Origin of the sequence: Chryseobacterium limigenitum (genome assembly GCF_900114875.1) — a bacterium.
Lineage (GTDB): Bacteria > Bacteroidota > Bacteroidia > Flavobacteriales > Weeksellaceae > Chryseobacterium > Chryseobacterium limigenitum.
The window spans coordinates 40,992-57,506 of sequence record NZ_FPKW01000024.1; the positions used below are offsets into that span (position 1 = coordinate 40,992).

The 16,515-nt window shown below is 36.2% G+C and carries 14 protein-coding genes; 9 read left to right on the forward strand and 5 right to left on the reverse strand.

Annotated features, from left to right (window positions below; all coding sequences use genetic code 11):
- Positions 1-146: 146 nt before the first annotated feature.
- The 8 genes from kduI (at position 147) to BT156_RS19480 (ending at position 10,075) form a co-directional block, all read left to right on the forward strand.
- On the forward strand, positions 147-983 hold the full coding sequence (gene kduI, locus BT156_RS19445) for a 5-dehydro-4-deoxy-D-glucuronate isomerase (RefSeq protein ID WP_072412597.1): 837 nt from the start codon (positions 147-149) through the stop codon (positions 981-983).
- Positions 984-991: 8 nt separating this feature from the next.
- Positions 992-1,774, forward strand: a complete 783-nt coding sequence (locus BT156_RS19450) for a gluconate 5-dehydrogenase (RefSeq protein ID WP_072412598.1) — start codon at positions 992-994, stop codon at positions 1,772-1,774.
- 18 nt (positions 1,775-1,792) lie between these two features.
- Positions 1,793-3,190, forward strand: a complete 1,398-nt coding sequence (uxaC, locus tag BT156_RS19455; protein WP_072412599.1) for a glucuronate isomerase — start codon at positions 1,793-1,795, stop codon at positions 3,188-3,190.
- A gap of 190 nt (positions 3,191-3,380) precedes the next feature.
- Entirely contained in the window at positions 3,381-4,388 is a 1,008-nt protein-coding gene (locus tag BT156_RS19460) for a sugar kinase (RefSeq protein WP_072412600.1), read from the forward strand.
- A gap of 85 nt (positions 4,389-4,473) precedes the next feature.
- Positions 4,474-5,133: a beta/alpha barrel domain-containing protein gene (locus tag BT156_RS19465; protein ID WP_072412601.1), complete on the forward strand. Its 660-nt coding sequence runs from the start codon at positions 4,474-4,476 to the stop codon at positions 5,131-5,133.
- 163 nt (positions 5,134-5,296) lie between these two features.
- Positions 5,297-6,826 (forward strand): MFS transporter, encoded by a 1,530-nt coding sequence (locus tag BT156_RS19470; RefSeq protein WP_072412602.1) that lies wholly within the window; start codon positions 5,297-5,299, stop codon positions 6,824-6,826.
- Between the two features lie 165 nt (positions 6,827-6,991).
- On the forward strand, positions 6,992-8,455 hold the full coding sequence (locus BT156_RS19475) for a tagaturonate reductase (protein ID WP_072412603.1): 1,464 nt from the start codon (positions 6,992-6,994) through the stop codon (positions 8,453-8,455).
- A 6-nt stretch (positions 8,456-8,461) separates the two neighbouring features.
- Positions 8,462-10,075: a UxaA family hydrolase gene (locus tag BT156_RS19480; RefSeq protein WP_072412604.1), complete on the forward strand. Its 1,614-nt coding sequence runs from the start codon at positions 8,462-8,464 to the stop codon at positions 10,073-10,075.
- Between the two features lie 96 nt (positions 10,076-10,171).
- Here the strand turns inward: BT156_RS19480 and BT156_RS19485 are convergent, their stop codons facing one another.
- From BT156_RS19485 to BT156_RS19505, 5 genes are all read right to left on the reverse strand, one after another.
- Positions 10,172-10,363 carry a hypothetical protein gene (locus BT156_RS19485; protein WP_072412605.1) on the reverse strand — a complete coding sequence of 64 codons (192 nt, stop codon included), beginning with the start codon at positions 10,361-10,363 and terminating at the stop codon, positions 10,172-10,174.
- Positions 10,364-10,396: 33 nt separating this feature from the next.
- Positions 10,397-10,795 carry a hypothetical protein gene (locus tag BT156_RS19490; protein ID WP_072412606.1) on the reverse strand — a complete coding sequence of 133 codons (399 nt, stop codon included), beginning with the start codon at positions 10,793-10,795 and terminating at the stop codon, positions 10,397-10,399.
- 27 nt (positions 10,796-10,822) lie between these two features.
- Positions 10,823-11,851: a LacI family DNA-binding transcriptional regulator gene (locus BT156_RS19495; RefSeq protein WP_072412607.1), complete on the reverse strand. Its 1,029-nt coding sequence runs from the start codon at positions 11,849-11,851 to the stop codon at positions 10,823-10,825.
- Positions 11,852-12,197: 346 nt separating this feature from the next.
- Positions 12,198-13,619 carry a D-xylose transporter XylE gene (gene xylE, locus BT156_RS19500; protein ID WP_072412608.1) on the reverse strand — a complete coding sequence of 474 codons (1,422 nt, stop codon included), beginning with the start codon at positions 13,617-13,619 and terminating at the stop codon, positions 12,198-12,200.
- 463 nt (positions 13,620-14,082) lie between these two features.
- Positions 14,083-16,143, reverse strand: coding sequence for an AAA family ATPase (locus tag BT156_RS19505; protein ID WP_139255529.1), 2,061 nt, complete (start codon positions 16,141-16,143; stop codon positions 14,083-14,085).
- Positions 16,144-16,225: 82 nt separating this feature from the next.
- Between BT156_RS19505 and BT156_RS19510 the strand changes: the two genes are divergently transcribed.
- Positions 16,226-16,515 (forward strand): transposase (locus BT156_RS19510; RefSeq protein ID WP_034676731.1); only part of this gene is annotated, 290 nt, incomplete at its 3' end.

The following is a 16,515-nucleotide window of genomic DNA, read 5'->3' on the forward strand; positions in this document are numbered from 1 at the left end:
ATTTTTTGTTAACTAATTAAAGAATAATTATATATTTATCCCAACAGTAATTCTATCAAATTTTGGTGTAATTTTATGCAATCGATTACGCAAAGTTTAACAGGTTTGAGAAAACCGCAAAAAGAAAAGTATAAAAATCAAGTAGTATGACACAATCAGAATTTCGTTACGCCCACCATCCTGAAGATGCAAAAAAGTATACCACTGAGGATCTTAGGAGGGAGTTTCTAATCAATGATTTATTTAATGAAGATAAGATAAAATTAGTCTATTCTATGTACGACAGGCTTATTGTAGGAGGTATCATGCCTTCAACACAAGCTTTAAAACTGGAACCAACAGACGATTTGAAAGCCGAGAATTTCCTGGACAGGAGAGAGTTGGGGATCATCAACGTTGGCGGTGCCGGAAAAGTAACGGTAGATGGCGAAGTATATGAGCTTGGAAACAAGGAAGCTTTATATATTGGTAAAGGTGCAAAAGAAGTAGTATTTGAAAAATCGGGTGATGATCAACCTTATTTTTACATCAACTCAGCTCCGGCGCATCACACTTATCCTACAAAAAAGATCACGAAAAACGAAGCTGAAATTGTAGAATTAGGTGAAGAGAAATATGCCAACAAGCGTACGATCAACAAACTGATAGTCAATTCTGTTCTTGAAACGTGTCAATTACAAATGGGAATGACAGAACTTCACCCGGGAAGTGTTTGGAATACAATGCCTTCACATACCCACACCAGAAGAATGGAAGCTTATTTCTATTTTGATTTGGAAGAAGGGCAGACGATCAGTCATTTCTTAGGACAGCCTCAGGAAACGCGTCATATTTTTATGCAAAACCGTCAAGCTGTACTATCTCCGGAATGGTCTATCCACTCAGGGGTAGGAACGTCCAATTATACTTTTATCTGGGGTATGGCCGGGGAAAATATGGACTACGGCGATATGGACGGTATCAAAACTAACGAACTAAAGTAATTTTTCTAATGAATTTATTTGATTTATCCGGTAAAGTAGCCGTTGTAACTGGCGGTACTCACGGATTAGGAATGGCAATGGCTGAAGGTCTTGCCGCTGCAGGTGCTGAACTGGCGATCACAAGCACAACGCCGTCAAAATTAGAGGAAGCTTTAAACTATTATCACGATAAAGGCTACAAAGCAACCGGATATCTTTTTGATGTGACGGACGAGCTGGAAGCCGCTCAGAAAGTAGCGCTTATGGAAGCTACCCATGGAAAAATAGACATCCTTGTCAATAATGCAGGAATCATCAAACGTATTCCGGCGATTGAGATGGAGGTAGAAGACTTTAGAAAAGTAATTGATGTGGATCTTACAGGGCCTTTTATCATGTCGAAATTAGTCGGCAAACATATGATCAAAAGAAAATCCGGAAAGATCATCAACATCTGCTCGATGATGAGCGAGTTGGGTCGCGACAATGTAGTGGCATACGCTTCTGCAAAAGGCGGCCTGAAAATGCTTACCAAAAATCTGGCGACAGAATGGGCAAAACACAATATTCAGGTGAACGGAATCGGTCCCGGATATTTTGCAACTTCCCAGACAGAACCAATCCGAGTGGATGGACATCCTTTTAACGATTTTATCATTAGCAGAACTCCGCAAGGAAGATGGGGAAACCCTGAAGACCTTGCTGGGACAGCTATTTTCCTGGCTTCAGATGCAAGCCGATTTGTCAACGGACAGATTATTTACGTTGATGGCGGAATTTTGGCAACGATCGGGAAACCGGCTAATGAGTAACAACAGAATTAGATTAGAATGAAACCTTTTATTACAGATAATTTTTTATTACAAAATAAATACGCTGAAGAATTATACTTCAAGTATGCAGAAAAGCAACCGATCATTGATTATCATAATCATTTGATTCCCAAAGATATTGCAGAAGACACCGTTTTCGAAAATATCTCAAAGGTTTGGATTGCCGGCGACCATTACAAATGGAGAGCGATGCGTACCATGGGCGTGAACGAAAAATTCATCACGGGAGATGCTTCAGATAAAGAAAAATTTGAGGCTTGGGCTAAAACTGTTCCGTATACATTGAGAAACCCTTTGTATCACTGGACACATTTAGAATTAAAAAGATATTTCGGAATTGATGAATTGTTAAATGAAAGCAATGCATCAGAAATTTACGAAAATATCACCGCTCAACTTCAGACTCCTGAAAAATCGACAAGAGGTTTATTAAAAATGATGAATGTAGAATCTCTGTGCACAACGGAAGATCCTACAGATCTATTGAATTATCATCAGGATTTGGCGAAAAGCGATTTCAGCATTAAAGTAAGTACGGCTTTCCGCCCTGATAAAGCGATTTTGATTGAAAACCACAACTTTGCAGATTACATTTCAAAGCTAGGCGAATCTGCCGGAATTGAAATTAATTCTTACCAAACGTTATGTGATGCTTTACTAAAAAGAATTGAATATTTCCACGGAAACGGATGCAGACTTTGCGACCACGGATTGAACAATATTTCTTTCGAAGAAGCTTCAGAAGCAGAAGTGAGTACTATTTTCAATGATAAATTATCAGGAAAAGTGATCGCTGAAAAACAGGTGAATCAGTTCAAAACAGCTATTTTATTATTCTTAGGCGAAGCTTATCATAAATTTGGATGGGTTCAGCAGTTCCACTTGGGCGCATTGAGAAATAATAACGAAAGAATGCACAGAATTCTAGGTCCAGATACGGGTTGGGATTCTATCGGTGACTTCGTTCAGGCTGAAACTTTGTCTAAATTATTAAACACTTTAGACGGAAAAGATAACTTAACGAAGACCATTTTATATAACTTAAATCCTGCCGACAACGAGATTTTCGCGACAATGATCGGGAATTTCAATGATGGAAGCATCAAAGGAAAAGTACAGTTCGGTTCAGGATGGTGGTTCCTTGATCAGAAAGACGGAATGATCAAGCAGATGAATGCTCTTTCAAACATGGGATTGATCAGCTGTTTCGTTGGAATGTTGACAGATTCCAGAAGTTTCCTTTCTTACCCGAGACACGAATATTTCAGAAGAGTATTGTGTAATCTTTTCGGTGAAGAGATGAAAAACGGTGAATTACCTGACGATATCGAACTGATTGGTAAAACAATTTCAGATATTTGTTATCATAATGCTAAAAATTATTTTGATTTTTAAATTTCAAATTGAATAAAGTTTGCGAGAAATAAAAAGTAAAATTTTAAATCACTAAGAATTTTAAGAAGAAAAATCGAAGATTTTTAACTTATGTGATCTTTTATTTTCAATGTATTAAACTTCAAGATTGCTAAAGTGTTAAAAGCTTTTGTGTCTTTTGTGGTTAAAATAAAGAGAGTTAATTAAAACAATGAGCAACAAAATAGTCACATTCGGAGAAGTCATCATGCGACTTTCGCCACCCGGAAACAGAACGATGAAGCAAAGCCACGAAATGGAATTCTTTTTTGGCGGAACAGAGCTTAATGTAGCATCTTCATTGGCAACAATGGGTTGTGACGTGAGACATATCAGCAGTGTTTCTGATGATTTTGTGGGTGAATCGGCAGTTTATTTCATCAAAAGTTTTGGGATTGATACGACTTTCATCAACAAAAATGAGCATCCTTTAGGTTTGTATTTTTTAGAAGTCGGTTCATCAGTTCGTGCCAGCAGAATTGCTTACAACAGATTGAACGGTTCTTTCGCAAACATTAAATCTGAACAAATTGACTGGAAAAAAGCCCTTGAAGGCTGCAAATATTTCCATTGGACCGGCATCAGCCCCGGAATTTCCGAATCGGCTTATGAAAGTTTAAAAGAAGGGTTGCAAACTGCCCGCGAATTGGGAATTGAAGTTACATCAGACTCGGCTTACCGCTCAAACCTTTGGAAATATGGCAAAAACGGAAATGAAGTCTTGAAAGAATTGGTTTCATATTCAACGATTTTTATCGGTGGAGTGAATGAAATTAATGAAATTCTCGGAACTCAGTTTTCATCAGATAAAGAAGGTTTCATCGAAGCCTGTAAAGAATTAAAACAACAAATTCCTTCTATTCATAAGATTTTCGACAAGATAAGAATTGGCGTTACAGCAAGTTCTCAGCAAACGCAGGGAAGAGCTTTAGTTGAAGACAATTATTTTGAAACGGAACTTTTGGAAGTTAATCCTGTAGTCGACAGAATCGGGACAGGTGATGCTTTTGCAGCAGGTTTAATTTACGGTTTAATCAATTTTGATGACGAAAAAGCATTAAAATTTGCCAACGCAGCCTGCGCAATAAAACATACTATTTTAGGTGATATTAATTACAGCAGCGCAGAAGATATTCTGGAAGTGATGAACGGGGATTCCGGTGGACGCATCAAGAGATAATTAAAAAAAGTCTTGCAAGTACAGCATACTAAAGGATGGATTTAATCCCATCAAAAATTATTTTTAAACAAGATAATTAAGCAAAATGACAAAAATTCAATCAGTTACAAATACGATCATCAGCCAAGGAGTTTTGCCTCTATACTATAATACTGATGAGGCAGTGACTTTAGAAATATTGAGATCACTTTACAAAGCAGGAATCCGTGCGGTAGAATATACAAGCCGTGGCGAAGCTGCATTGAGTAATTTCACAAAGATGGTAGAAATCCGTAACGCAGAAATGCCTGAAATGCTTTTGGGAATCGGAACAATAAAGAATGTACAGCAAGCTGAAGAATATTATAAAGTGGGTGCAGATTTCTTTATCAGCCCGGGTTTTGTGACGGAAGTTGCAGAATTTTTAATTCCAAAAGACTTGTTGTACAGTCCGGGTTGTATGACTCCGACTGAAATTATCGAAGCTGAAAATTCAGGAGTAACTTTCATTAAATTATTCCCGGGTAATTCTTTGGGAACCGGATTTATGAGCGCCATTAAAGATGTTTTCCCAAACCTGAAATTCATGCCGACAGGAGGTGTTGATACTACAAAAGAAAGCATTGAAAGCTGGTTCAAAGCAGGTGTTTCTGCCGTGGGAATGGGAAGTAAATTGGTAAGTAAAGAATTGATGCTCGCTAAAGACTATACAACCATAGAAAACGAAACTAAAAAAGTGCTGGAAATTATTCAGACTTTAAAATAATAATGATTAAATAAACTAAAACACTTTGTGGTCTTAGTTAAGTGAAACGCCTTTGCGAACTTAAAATAAGTAATACAGTTGGCAAAAAAAACTTTGCGGACTTTGCGTTAAAAACAAACATCATTATTAAAACAAACAAAAAGCGAACTAATTCTAAATTAATATGAGTTCAGTTAAATCTCTTAAACCGACTACCTACAGATGGACGATATGTCTTCTGTTATTTCTTGCTACTACGATCAATTATTTGGATCGTCAGGTGTTGTCATTAACTTGGAAAGATTTTATCGCACCCGAATTTCACTGGAATAACAACGATTACGGAAACATTACTGCATTATTTTCTATATTTTATGCGGTAGGAATGCTTTTCGCAGGAAAGTTTGTGGATTGGATGGATACGAAAAAAGGTTTTCTTTGGGCAATAGGTATTTGGTCTATTGGTGCGGTTTTACATGCATTCTGCGGAATTGGTACATCTGGAATTCTTACCGGAAACTGGTTAGCTGGTTTTCATGGTTCAAAAGAACTGATTTCTACGGTTTCCAATACCTCTGCGATCATCAGTACGAGTGTTACACTGTTCATTTTTGCACGTTTCGTACTGGCAATTGGTGAAGCAGGAAATTTTCCGGCAGCAATTAAAACTACGGCGGAATATTTCCCTAAAAAAGACAGAGCGTTTTCTACAAGTATCTGGAATGCAGGAGCAACAGTCGGAGCTTTGGCAGCACCCCTTACGATCCCCTTTATTGCAAAATCAATGGGTTGGGAATGGGCATTTATCATTATTGGTGCGCTAGGATTTGTATGGATGGGACTTTGGGTATTTGTTTACAAAAAACCGCATTTACACAAGAGAGTTAACGAACATGAATTAACGTATATTAATCAGGATCAGGACGATCTTCCCAATGAAGACACTTCTGTTCCGGAAAAAGTATTTACATTCAAAGAATGTTTCAGCTACAGGCAGACTTGGGCGTTTGCGTTCGGAAAATTTATGACAGACGGCGTTTGGTGGTTCTTTTTATTCTGGACACCGGCTTATTTAAGTTCAGTGTATGGGATGGATTCCACACAGAGTGCATTACCATTATTCGTTCTTTATATGATCACTTTACTGTCGATCATCGGTGGTTGGCTTCCAAAATATTTTGTTGAAAAGAAAGGAATGAACGCTTATTCAGGAAGAATGAAAGCGATGTTGATTTTCGCATTTTTCCCTTTGCTAGCACTTTTAGCACAACCATTAGGGAGTGCAACCTATTGGATTCCTGTTTTAATTATCGGTATTGCAGGTGCTGCTCACCAGGCTTGGTCAGCAAATATTTTCTCGACTGTAGGCGATATGTTTCCGAAAAAAGCAATTGCAACCATCACAGGAATTGGCGGAATGGCAGGTGGAATCGGTTCGTTTATCATTAATAAATCTTCTGGAGTATTATTCGATCATGCTCATAAAGCTTGGTCAACAGTGGACGGAGTTCCTTTGTTGGAAAAATATCCTCAGTACATCAACGATCGTTTACCGGATGGTTTCTTTGAGCAGTTAAAAAAGTCCGGAGCAGTAGTTTCAGACGGAATTGATAAAGGATATATGATCATTTTTTCAATCTGCGCAGTGGCTTACCTTATTGCATGGATTGTAATGAAAACATTGGTTCCAAAATATAAAGTGATAAGTAAATAAATTAACCTTAATGGTTTAAATAAAATAAATAGATAAGGAAGCAAGGGTTGTAATGCCCTTAGCTGAGTGAAACGCCTTTGCGAACGAAAAATAAACGGCATTTCAAGCAAAAAAAAAAACTTTGCGGACTTTGCTTTAAAAAACAAAATCATCGAGTTAAAAAAGATGGAAAATCAGACAAAACAAAAATTAAATCGTGAATTACGCGGTTCTCAGGAAAAACTTCCAATCAAAATTGTACAGTTTGGAGGCGGAAATTTCATGAGAGGATTCACAGATTATGTGATTGATAAATTAAATAAAGAAGCAGGATTTAATGCCGGAATCGTAAACGTTCAGCCAACGGCAGGCGGTTCGGTTCATAAACTGGAAGAGCAGGATAATTTATACACGCTTTTCTCTAGAGGAATTAAAAAAGGGGAGATCATTGATACAAAACAAGTGATTTCTGCGATTCAGAAGTCGATCAATCCTTATACAAATTATGATGAATTCTTAGCGTTAGCGAAAGAAGAAGAATTAGAATTTATCTTTTCCAATACAACAGAAACAGGAATTGCTTACGACGAATCAGAAAATAACTACGCTGGTCCGCACAAGAATTTTCCTGCGAAACTAACGGTTTTATTACACGAAAGATTCAAACATTTCAATGGAGCGGAAGATAAAGGGTTGAGAATTATTCCTTGTGAATTGATTGAGGACAATGCTTTAGCTTTAAAAGAAATTATCTTAAAATATGCCCAACTTTGGAATTTAGATTCTAACTTTGTGCAATGGATTGAACAAAATAATTATTTCCATAATACATTGGTAGACAGAATCGTTCCGGGTTATCCAAAAGATGATGTAGAAACGTACGAAGACCAATTGGATTACGAAGATCAGATGATGGTGGTTTCGGAAGTATTTTTACTTTTTGTGATTCAGGATGCGGCAAATTTAAAAGAAAGAATTCCTTTTGATAAAATTGACGAGCAGATTTTGGTTGTTGATGATATTCAGCCATATCGTTTGAGAAAAGTGAGAATTTTGAATGGTGGTCATACTTTAATGTTGGCTCCGGCGATTTTATCAGGAAAAGAAACGGTAAAAGAATCTATCGATAATCAATTTTTAGGTAAATTTTTAAATGAAACGATTTTTAATGAAGTAAATCCTACATTAGGATTAGATGAAAATGAACTGAAAGATTTTGCTGAAGAAGTTTTCGACAGATTCAGAAATCCTTTTATCAAGCATTATCAGGCAAGTATCGCATTGTATTTTGTTTCTAAATTTAAGGTGAGAATTCTTCCGAGTTTGTTGAAATATGTTGAAATTAACCATAAATTACCGCTTAATTTAACCTTCTCATTGGCAAGTTTAATCAGATTCTATCAAGGGAATTTTGGAGAAAAATCTTTACCGATAAATGATGAAGAAGCGATTGTCACTAGATTCAAAGAGATCTGGGCAAACGAAGATTATGAGAAAGTCGCAGAATTGGCGTTAAGCGAAACCATTTTCTGGGACGCAGACCTTACAAAGGTTAACGGTTTGAAATCTGCGGTAGCAAAAGCATTGTGGGAAATAGACCACGACGATATTGAAACTGCATATCACAACTTTATACAATTTTATTCTTAAAAAATTATGCAAAAGAAAGTACTGAAAGTAAATCCCAAAGATAATGTAGCAGTGGCATTGGTTGATCTGACGCAGGGGGAAACTGTTACTTTGGGTGATCTTACGTATGACATTATAAAAGACACGAAGGCGAAACACAAATTCGTGACTGAAGATCTTGCGATTGGAGACGAGATCATTATGTATGGTGTTTTGGTGGGAAAAGCCAGTCAGCCAATCCAAGAAGGAGAGGTTATCACAACTGAAAACGTTAAGCACCAAAGCGCAAAAGTAGAAGGCAAAACAGAAACAACTGCTTGGACCGCTCCGAATGTTGATAAATGGAAGGATAAAACTTTCATGGGATATCACAGAGAAGACGGGCAGGTCGGAACAGAAAACGTGTGGTTATTTTTTCCATTGGTTTTTTGTGAAAATAGAAATGTAGAGATTCTAAAAGATGTTTTTGAAAAAGAATTGTTGTTTGAAAAAGCAACAAAACATCAGATATTATTAAGATCATTAATCAATAATTCTGAAGCGGAAACTGTTGTTGAAGAAGATCAAAACTCTAGAGTTTTTAAAAATATAGATGTAAAATTCATCACGCACCAAGGCGGTTGTGGCGGTATTCGTCAGGATGCAGAAGCATTGGGAAGGTTATTGGCAGGTTATGTGAATAATCCGAATGTAGCCGGAGCAACGGTTTTGAGTTTGGGTTGTCAGAATTTGCAGGTTCAGATTTTTACGGATGCATTGCAAAAAATAAGTCCGAATAATAAAAAACCGATCATCGTTTACGAACAGCAAAAATCGGGAACCGTTGATGAAATGCTTAATGGAATCATCAAAGACTCTTACGAAGCGATCAAACAAGCCAATGAAATCGAAAGAAAACCAGCTCCAATTTCTAAGTTAGTTTTAGGCTTGGAATGCGGTGGCTCAGACGGTTTTTCAGGAATTTCTGCCAATCCGGTTTTAGGACAATTATCAGATTTAATGGCTGGAATCGGTGGTTCAACCATCCTTTCCGAATTTCCGGAATTATGTGGAGTAGAGCAGGAATTGGTGAATCGCTGTGTGAATGAAGATGATGCAGAAAGATTTTTACAGTTAATGAAAGATTTTGAAGAATCAGTCGTTGCTGCTGGTTCAGGATTTGATATGAATCCGTCACCGGGGAATATTAAAGATGGGCTGATAACCGACGCCATGAAATCTGCAGGAGCGGCTAAAAAAGGTGGTTCGTCACCGATAAATGACGTTCTCGATTTCACAGAATATATCAAAGAACCGGGCTTAAATTTATTATGCACCCCCGGAAATGACGTGGAATGTACAACTGCTTTGGTTGGTTCAGGCTCAAACGTAGTTTTATTCACTACAGGTTTGGGAACTCCGACCGGAAATCCGGTAGTTCCCGTTGTAAAAATTTCGTCAAACACTTCTTTATCACAAAGAATGCCCGACATCATCGATTTCAACACAGGAGACGTGATTACAGGCGAAAAAACAATCGACGAAAAGGCAGAAGAGCTTTTAGAATTTATCATCGAAGTCGCAAGCGGAGAGGTAAAAACAAAAGCCGCAATTTTGAATCAAAACGATTTTATTCCCTGGAGACGGGGAGTAAGTTTATAATTGTTTTAATTATATAAATATTAGGGTTGAAAATGCTTTCTACATTTGTGGGAGGCATTTTCTCTTGGATTGATAGCGGGGATTTGTAATCTGTGTTTATAAACTTTTACCACTTGGATCAATCAAAATACTTCTTACTGCTTCAGCAATATCTTTTGAATATATTGCTATATTCTCTGCTGCTGACCACGAATCAGGTTTTTTCTCTACTAAGATTGGCGAAATTTTTATAGCTATTTCTATTACAAGCTTTTTAAATTCTTCATCAGTTAAATGTTTCTTTTCCATATTTTCAAATTAAATAAATATTGGTATTTTTTATTAAAAGAGTAAAGTTGTCAAAAATGGTAAAACTAAAGTCAATACTGTAAAAATAGCATCACCCATGTGTAGTTTTCTATACTCGCCTTGTTCCCAGCTTGATTGCATATAACCAGTCATCAAAGGTTCATTTCCGAAAATTATCAGAAATAAATTTCTGAGTATCCAGTAATATATCATAAAAAATAAAGGCAAGAATGCCCATGTAGCAGCATTACCGTTTGGCATTTTTAGTGATTCGCGGCTGATATTAAGATATCCAAGCAAAGCAAGCAAAATTGCTAATATTAATACTATCAAAAATATTTTTGTGTTTCTTAATATTTTATAAAATAACCATAAGATAATTTGACCAATGCCGCCAAGAATAATATAAAGAGATTGATTATCCAGATCCACTTTTGTATGTCTTTAAACTAACTAAAACTACTTCCTTTTCGAAGACTTCCTAATATAAAGCTGCGGTGCCAATACCACTTTTTTCTCAATAGAAACTCCGGAACCATTTTCCTTTACGCTTTCAATAAATACCTGTCCGGCCATTTTCCCCATGATAACGGGAGTTTGGTCTACAGAACTCATCGGAAGCTCCATAAATTGAGTAAAAGGTTCGTTTGAAAAGCCAATAACTGCTACTTCCTGAGGTATTTTAATCTTACGTTTTTTCAATTCCTGACAAGCGCCTAATGCCGCAAAATCACTCGATGAAAATATCGCATCGGGGATAGATTTTTTATCCCAAAACTTTTTAACAGCATCAATTCCTTCCTCAATCGAACTTCCTGTGATAATGATATTGTCTTCTTTTACCTGAAAATTATGATCAATTAAAGCTTGTTTATAGCCGTTAAGACGGTTTTGATAGATCTCAAGATTAAGATCTCCTGCAAAATGACAAATATTTTTATAACCTTCTTTAATTAAATGTTCGGTAGCCATGTAACCGCCTCGGTAATCATCAATAACGATGGTACTGATGCCCGGAATATCCTTTTTTCTATCAAAAAAGATGATCGGCGTATTGGTTGTATCTAAAATACTCTGAATATGTTCTGTATCAATAGTTGTCTTCGAAACGGACATGAAAATCCCGTCAACCTGAGCATTCAGCAACGTATTTAAGTGTCTTTTTTCAATATTTACATCTTCGTGACTCTGGCAGATAATTACGTGATAACCGTGCGGAGAAAGTTCTTCTTCAATTCCGCGGATAACGGAGGAGAAGAAGTTGGTATTAACAAAAGGAACGATAATTCCTACGTTTTTTGTTTCACCACTTTTTAGGGCTTTGGCAAGATTATTCTGCTTATAGTTCATTTCTTTGGCGGTTTTTTTCACCAAATCTTTCGTTGCCTGACTTATCCTCGGATGATCATTAAGCGCTCTGGAAACAGTTGCCACACTCACATTAATTTTCTTTGAAATATCGTATATGGTGGCACTTTTCTTATTCATAAATGAGTTTTTCTAGCTGTTTTTTATATATCAAAACGATATATGTTGTTGAGGTAAATTTAATCAAATTATAACTATCAGACAGGAAATATTATGTATTTTATATCAGGTTATGGTGGGGTATGACTAAATTAAAGATAAAATGTATTTAAATGCTTAGTTATCTTTGTTTTAAGGCTGTTTTCTGTATGAGACAAAATGCTGTACTTACATATAATCAATGGTACTTATCATAAAAAATGACATTTTATGATGAATTTAAATACCAAAAATGTGTGGTTGATTTAACCAAAATAGGACACCGAAAAATCGATGCCCTATTTTACTAACTGATATAAAAAATACTTTACTTTTTCCAGATTTTTTCAATGTCTTCCAATGATCTTCCTTTTGTTTCAGGAACCATTTTCCAGACAAAAATTAATGATAAAACGCTCATCACGCCGTAAAAACCGTACGTAAAAGCTCCACTGAATTCCATCATAAAAGGATAGGTAGAAGAGATCAGATAATTGGCTGCCCATTGTGCGGCAACTGCAATAGCAATGGCAGAACCTCTGATTTTATTAGGAAAGATTTCTGAGATTAAAACCCAGCAAATCGGCCCCCAGGACATCATAAAAGAAGCGGTATAAACGATGATGAAAACCAATGTTGCAATCCCGATAATATGATAATACGAGAAAATGGCGATCGCAAACATTCCGATTGCCATGCCGATGGAACCTACGATCAATAAAGGTTTTCGTCCCCATTTATCAACCGTAAAAATAGCAACAACCGTGAAGACTACATTGACCAATCCCATCACAACAGTTTGCAACATGGATGCATCTTTATGAACACCCATACTTTCAAAAATCCTTGGGGCATAGTATAAAGCCACATTAATTCCTACAAATTGCTGAAAAACAGAAAGCAAAATCCCAATAATGATTACTGTTTTTCCGAAAGCGAAAATTTCACTTTTATGTTCTGCAACGGTTCCTTTTATCTCAAAAAATATCTCTTTTGCTCTTGCTTCACCGTTTATTTTGGTTAAAATTTTCAACGCTTCATCATCCTGTTTAATTAAGGTAAGATAACGTGGCGTTTCCGGAACAAAAAATAATAGAACCCCGAATAACGCGGCAGGAATCGTTAATGATAAAAACATGTAACGCCATCCGATCTGATTAATCCATTCAATGCTTTTGCCATCAGCAATTCCCCAATTAACAAAATAAACGACCAGCATTCCGAAAATAATGGCAAACTGGTTTAGAGAAACCAGTCTTCCGCGAACTTCGGCGGGGGCAATTTCACCAATGTACATCGGGCAAACCGCAGAAGCAAGTCCAACACCGATACCGCCGATAATTCGATAAAAATTAAAAGCCAGCAAAACACCCATTGAATGTTCTCCGTGCTTAAAAAATAAAAATTCAGGATAAGCAGCTCCCAAAGCACTGATGAAGAACAAAAATGCCGCAAGCATCAATGATTTTTTTCTTCCTAATCTTGTTGAAATATATCCTGAAACCGCACCTCCGATGATACAGCCTATCAGAGCACTGGAAATTGTCGCTCCATGCGCCAACGAACTCAATCCCAACGGAATAATCAAATATTCCTGAATTGATTTTTCAGCTCCCGAGATCACTGCGGTGTCATATCCGAACAAAAGCCCGCCCAGTGTGGCCACCAAAGTCAAAACGGTAACGTACATCATATTGATCTGTGCTTTTGTGCCTGATGAATATTTCGGCCCTGAATCTATAATTTGCATAGTTTAGTTTTAATTGTGATTAATGATGATTTTTATTACATCTTATATTTTAAACTTAAAAATGTAATCGATTGCATTCTTTGTGATAAAAATTGATAAATATGTAAAAAGTTGGAATTAACTATTTATTAACTCCTAAATGTAATAATTTTATGCAATATTCAATAAATTATTATGAATTTGTGAATTGTTATGGTAACTGTTTTGTTGAGTATTTATTTACAGGCGTTTAAGTTGTAATCTTATTGTATAATTTATGATAAGGGTCAGAAATATGTGTGATTTTCGTTTTTTTTTTCGCCCAAAATCAGATTCAAAGTTTGAATTTGGTTAATTGATGTATGAGTTTAAAAATTGAATCTTCGTATATACATACATACATACATACATACATACATACAAACTTGGGGATGATTTTCTATAAGATTATTGTGGCTTTTATTTGTAAAAGAAAAATTTAAATCTAATTAATTTTCTTCCAAATCAGATCGTTATTTCCCAAAGAAACTTCTATTTTATCACCTTCTTTATATTCACCTGCAACTATTTTTTTTGCCAAAGGTCTTCTTAATCGTCCTCTGATAATACCTTTTAAAGGCCTTGCTCCGTATTTGATGTCGTACCCTTCCATTGATAAAAACGCTTTGGCTTCCTGGGTAATGCTAAGTTCAATATTTAGATTTTTTACAAGATCCAGTAATTCTTTTTTAAGATGAATTTCAAAGATTTTCAATGCATTTTCTCTGCTGATAGGGGCAAATGGGATGGTCTCCGTTAATCTTCCTAAAAATTCCGGGCGGAAAAAGCGACTCATCATTTCCATTAATTTTGATGACGGTGGAATTTCACCTTTTCCAAAAGATTCAACAATAAATTCTGAACCTATGTTTGATGTAAATAAAATAATTGCATTAGAAAAGTCACCTTCTTTACCCAATCTGTCATGAAGCTTCCCTTCATCCATAATTTGTAAAAAAACATCAAAAACTGAAGCGTGTGCTTTTTCGATTTCATCAAAAAGAACAATAGAGTAGGGCTTTTGCCTGATTTTATTCACTAAAAGTCCGCCTTCCTCATACCCAACATATCCCGGAGGTGCGCCGTAAAGTAATGCCGCGGAGTGTTCTTCTTTGAATTCAGACATATCAAAACGGATGATAGCATTTTCGTCCTGAAATAAAAATTCTGCCAATGACTTTGCAAGCTCTGTTTTTCCGGTTCCTGTTGGTCCTAAAAAGAAGAAAGATCCGATGGGCTGTCCGGCTTTACTTAATCCTGAACGGGTTTCCAGCACAGCTTCCGAAACAATGGAAATGGCATGATCTTGCCCGACAACGCGTTTTGCCAAGACATTTTCCATGTCGTTGAGCCTTTGTTTTTCTTCTTCTTTCAGTTTTCCGATCGGGATGTTGGTTTTTTGAGAAATTATTAACGCTAAATCCAGTTCTGTAATATGCGTTCTTTTTTGCTGGGCTATTTTTTCAACACTTTCAATTAATTCTCTTGAATATTTTAAAATCTCATCTGCGTTTTCAAATTCCGGAATTTGATCTTCTTCTTTATAAGTATCTGAAGTGCTGATGAGATATTTTGTTTTTTCAATCAAATCTTTTAACTGCCACTCGGAGTGTATTTTTCGTTCAGAATCATTATAGTTATTTGTATTATCTTCAAGATGAATGATCTTGATTAATAAATGATTTTTTTCTTTTAAAAAGGATTCTCCTGCTGTTTTTAGAACGGACATTGTATGGTCGATCAAATCAATGGCAGAAGCGGGAAGACTTTTTTCCTTCATGTATCGCTTGGAAAGGCGAATGGCCTCCTTCATGGTTTCGTCATCCACCTTAATATTGTGGTGAATCTGATAATCTTCTAATGTCTGTTTCAGCATTCTCAGGTGAGTTTCATCTTCTGTTTCTTCCAGTTTTAGAAGTTCGAACATTCCTGCGAGACCTTGTTCTTTTTCTATTTTTTTCGTGTATTCTTCAATAGTTGAGGTTGCAATGATTGTCAAACCATTGGAAATTTCACTTTTCAAAAGATTTACAATTCCTGAATCTGAGCCCTGATTTCCAAAAAGCGAATGAAATTCTTCAATAATTAAAACAGATTTCGGAAAAGCTTTCAGCTCCTGAGCAATACTTTTAATTCTGTCTTCAATTTCGCCTTTATAAGAAGCGCCGGCGACAAGTGCGCCCATATCCATCTCGAAAACTTGAAGGCCAGAAAGTACATCCGGAATTTGTTTTGCAATATTTTTTTGAACAAAACCTTCTATTAATGCAGTTTTTCCAATGCCATGATCACCAATTATCAATACATTTTGTTTACTGAAACGGCAAAGAATTTCTGTGATTTTATTAATTTCTGTGTCCCGGCCTACTAAAAGTTCTTTTTTGTTTTTACTTTTTACCTGATCATTTTTGTTAATACAGTATTTTTTGATAAAAGTATTGCTTGCTTTTTTTGATATTGAAGGCTCAGATTCTTTTTTTGTACCAAATGAATTGACATCTTTCAGTAATTCATTTCTGGTAGTAGGAAAAGATTGGAGTTGCTAACTTTGTTAGGACACAATTCTTATACTCTTTATCTTTAAGAGTATGAAAAAGATCAGAAAAAATTACAGTCTAGAGTTTAAGATCCAAGCAGTATCTTTAAGTGAGCAGCGAGGCAATGTATCCTCGGTAGCTGAAGAATTGGGGATCTGTAAAGAAAGTCTCGTTAATTGGCGAAAACTTCACAAAGAAGGTAAACTTAGCAAGGAAAAACAAATATCCTCTGATCCAATAAGGGAAGAGTTATTGAGACTTCGCAAAGAACTAGAAGAAACAAAGCTTGAACGTGATATCTTAAAAAAGGCGGTAGGCATCTTCTCCAAGAGAGACGGGTA

Bases quoted from the DNA above. Each gene is read 5' to 3' on its own strand.
- kduI (WP_072412597.1), top strand. From the start codon at position 147: ATGACACAATCAGAATTTCGTTACGCCCACCATCCTGAAGATGCAAAA.
- BT156_RS19450 (WP_072412598.1), top strand. From the start codon at position 992: ATGAATTTATTTGATTTATCCGGTAAAGTAGCCGTTGTAACTGGCGGT.
- uxaC (WP_072412599.1), top strand. From the start codon at position 1,793: ATGAAACCTTTTATTACAGATAATTTTTTATTACAAAATAAATACGCT.
- BT156_RS19460 (WP_072412600.1), top strand. From the start codon at position 3,381: ATGAGCAACAAAATAGTCACATTCGGAGAAGTCATCATGCGACTTTCG.
- BT156_RS19465 (WP_072412601.1), top strand. From the start codon at position 4,474: ATGACAAAAATTCAATCAGTTACAAATACGATCATCAGCCAAGGAGTT.
- BT156_RS19470 (WP_072412602.1), top strand. From the start codon at position 5,297: ATGAGTTCAGTTAAATCTCTTAAACCGACTACCTACAGATGGACGATA.
- BT156_RS19475 (WP_072412603.1), top strand. From the start codon at position 6,992: ATGGAAAATCAGACAAAACAAAAATTAAATCGTGAATTACGCGGTTCT.
- BT156_RS19480 (WP_072412604.1), top strand. From the start codon at position 8,462: ATGCAAAAGAAAGTACTGAAAGTAAATCCCAAAGATAATGTAGCAGTG.
- BT156_RS19485 (WP_072412605.1), bottom strand. From the start codon at position 10,363: ATGGAAAAGAAACATTTAACTGATGAAGAATTTAAAAAGCTTGTAATA.
- BT156_RS19495 (WP_072412607.1), bottom strand. From the start codon at position 11,851: ATGAATAAGAAAAGTGCCACCATATACGATATTTCAAAGAAAATTAAT.
- xylE (WP_072412608.1), bottom strand. From the start codon at position 13,619: ATGCAAATTATAGATTCAGGGCCGAAATATTCATCAGGCACAAAAGCA.